We start from the raw sequence: 3180 nt of genomic DNA on the forward strand, positions 1-3180 counted from the left end.
CCATCCGGGACAAGCAACCAACGCGGCGGCCTGCTATGACGGCTGGCATGGAATGTTTGACCGCAAGCCCGGCTTAACCGGGGTCGAAGTCCATCATGACCTCGGCGTGGAGCAGAATTATCAGGCCTATATGGCGGGGAATCCCCTAGCCGGGGGACCTCCCGGGCAGAACAGTGGAAAACAGGTCGCCGGTGGCCCTTATCGTCCGGCTGAATTTGCCGAGAATGGCCGTCGTCCTGGGCCGCCTGGCGGTGACGGCCCCGATTCCGGTGGCGGCCCGCCTCGCGGTGGCGGCCCGCCTCGCGGTGGCGGCCCCAAAGAGGGGGGCCCTCCTCCCGGAATGTCGGGCGGCAGTTCGGTCGGCGGTTCTTCTGCCGGCATGTCCATCCATAAATCGGAGGGGTTGGTCCCTACCAACGAGAAGGGCGCCTCCAATATCCCGGGCCTCTACGCCGCAGGGGATGCTCTCGGTTCCTACATGGCAGGCGCAATCTACACTCAGGTCGGCTCTTCACTGGCCGGATCAGCGGTTCAGGGGGCCATCGTCGCCGAGGCCGCCGCAGAATACTGCAAAGGGGTGACGCTGCCCGCGATCTCAAAGTCCAGAATCACGACTATCGAGGAGGAGATCCTCGCCCCCTTAAAGAGAGAGAAAGGTTACGGCCCTGCCTGGGTGACCCAGACACTGCAGGGGATCATGTTTCCCAACTTTGTGCTCTATATCAAAAAGGAGAATCTGCTGAAGGCGGCTTTGGCGTATGTCGAAGAATTGCGGGATCATCACCTGCCGATGCTGAGGGCGGCCGACCTCCACGAACTGCGGCTGGCCCACGAGACCGCCAACATGATTGTCAACGCGGAGATGAAGCTCAAGGCATCGATCCTGCGCAAAGAGAGCCGCTGCAGCCATTACCGGCTCGATTACCCTGACGTGGATACTGAAAACTGGAACGCCTGGATCAATATCTACAAAGGGAGTGACGGTGAAATGAAGTTTGAGAAACAGGCTTTTGATCGCTGGCCAGCGTAACTGAGAACGATCATCTTTTTAGTCACCATACCCCAACCATAAATACGGCTCAATCTGGTTATACAGATTGAGCCGTTACTGAAGAACGCACGAACTTGATTTTCCAAAATGAAAAAATTACCCGGTCGCCACCCTGCTCTTCATCCTGCCCAGACAAACCAGCGCCAATGCCGTCACCCCCAGCAGCACCAGCAGAAAGCCCCACCAGCCCCAGTACCGGTAGGCATAGCCGGGCAGATAGGAGCCGAGGGTGCCGCCGCCGTAATAAAAGGCGACGTACAGTCCGTTGACCATCCCCTTGTTGCCTTCCACCAGCCGATTGACCAGCCCCGAGGCGGTGGCGTGGACCAGGAACATCGCCGCGCAGAAGAGGAACATGTCGGCAAACAGCAGCTCGACCCGCTGTGCCGAAAGCCCGAGCAGGGCGATGCCGAAGACCAGCAGCCCCAGGGCCATGGCCCGGCGTTCGCCGCCGAGCCAGCGCCCCACGGCGACCGCCCCCAGCGACGTGACAATTCCCATGGCGTAGCCGCTGTACATCAGGCCGATGCGCAGTTCGTTGGCCTCGGCGTACAGTTCGGTCAGGCGGAAGGGGAGAAAATTCATCACCGCGGCAAAGGTGAAAAAGAGACCGAAAACCATCAGGTAAAGGGGCAGCACCCCCGGTTGCCGCAGGACGTCAAAGACCAGCCGGCGATGGGGACGCACCAGGCTGAGTCCGGTAGCGGCGGGCAGACGCCGCAACAGAAAAAAGCAGAGCAGCAAACTCGCCGCCAGCACCAGGAAGCTGGTGCGCCAGCCGAAGCTGGTGGCGATCAACCCGGAGCAGGCTCGCCCGAGAAAACCGCCGAGGATGGTGGCGGCGATGTAGATCGCCATGGTTCGCTGAACCTGCGCCCCCCGTGACAGGGTCGACAGCTGGGTCATCAGCGAGGTGAGGATGGCCGGCACCAGCAATCCCTGCAGCAGCCGCAGGGTCAGCAGCTGGGAGAATTCGGGGGCCAGGTAGAAAGCCACCTCGGAGAGAGCCAGCAGCAGCACCGCCGTCCGCAGCAGGCGCAGGGCGGCGAAGGATTCGAGCAGGTAGCCGTAGAAGAGCGGGGCCAGGCAGAGGGGGATGAAGGTCACCGTGGTCAGCGCGGCAGCGGCCTCGCGACTGACCCCGAATTCGGCCATCAGCACCGGCAGCAGCGGCTGCGGGGCATAGAGGGCCGAAAGGGTCAGTATGGTGGTGAAAATAAGAACGGCCAAGCCGGCAGGGCGCCCAGGCGCTGCCGGCTTGACCGTGTTATCAGCGGTTTGATTCATAATTCCAGGTGTCGTCAGGCCAGTCGGCGCAGCACGTAGTTGAGAATGCCGCCGCTCTGGTAATAACCGACCTCGTTGGCGGTATCGATCCGGCAGAGGGTGGTGATCTCCTGCCGGCTGCCGTCGGCGCGCCGGATGACCAGCCGGATCTCCTGTCCCGGCTGCAGCGGCGTCTGCTGACCGACCAGGTCGATGGTCTCGCTGCCGTCGAGCGCCAGCGACTTGCGCCCTTCGCCGGGCTGGAACTGCAGCGGCAATACCCCCATGCCGATCAAATTGGAGCGGTGGATGCGCTCGTAACTCTCGGCCAGCACCGCCTTGACCCCGAGCAGCAGCGTCCCCTTGGCGGCCCAGTCGCGGCTGGAGCCGGTGCCGTACTCCTTGCCGGCGACGATGACCAGCGGCGTCCCCTCTTTCTGGTAACGCATGGCGGCGTCAAAGATGCTCATTTCCTCGCCGCTCGGCAGATGGCGGGCGAAGCCCCCTTCGGTGCCCGGCACCATCTCGTTGCGCAGGCGGATGTTGGCAAAGGTGCCGCGCATCATCACCTCGTGGTTGCCGCGCCGGGAGCCGTAGGAGTTGAAGTCGGCCGGGTCGATCCCGCGCTCGCGCAGGTAGACGCCGGCCGGACTGTCGGCCGCGATGCTGCCGGCCGGAGAGATATGGTCGGTGGTGATGGAGTCGCCCAGCAGGGCGAGGATGCGCGCCCCTTCGAAGCCGGCCAGTCCCTCGGGATCCGCCTCGCGCACGGCGAAAAAGGAAGGCTCCTTGACGTAGGTCGAGGCGGCATCCCAGGCGTAGGTCTTCCCCTCGGGGATCGGCAGGGTGCGCCAGCTCTCTTC

1 protein-coding gene and 2 pseudogenes are annotated in these 3180 nt (G+C 63.3%); 1 reads left to right on the forward strand and 2 read right to left on the reverse strand.

Annotated elements, in window-relative coordinates; all coding sequences use genetic code 11:
* Positions 1 to 1030, forward strand: a pseudogene (locus ABYV89_RS15880) (FAD-dependent oxidoreductase); the annotation flags it as partial.
* A gap of 117 nt (positions 1031 to 1147) precedes the next feature.
* On the opposite strand, the gene ABYV89_RS15885 reads toward ABYV89_RS15880, so the two are convergent.
* Positions 1148 to 2338, reverse strand: coding sequence for an MFS transporter (locus ABYV89_RS15885; RefSeq protein WP_432823912.1), 1191 nt, complete (start codon positions 2336 to 2338; stop codon positions 1148 to 1150).
* A 14-nt stretch (positions 2339 to 2352) separates the two neighbouring features.
* Positions 2353 to 3180, reverse strand: a pseudogene (locus ABYV89_RS15890) (aconitate hydratase); the annotation flags it as partial.

This window comes from Trichloromonas sp. (assembly GCF_041583255.1).
Lineage (GTDB): Bacteria > Desulfobacterota > Desulfuromonadia > Desulfuromonadales > Trichloromonadaceae > Trichloromonas.

Bases quoted from the DNA above. Each gene is read 5' to 3' on its own strand.
- ABYV89_RS15885 (WP_432823912.1), bottom strand. From the start codon at position 2,338: ATGAATCAAACCGCTGATAACACGGTCAAGCCGGCAGCGCCTGGGCGC.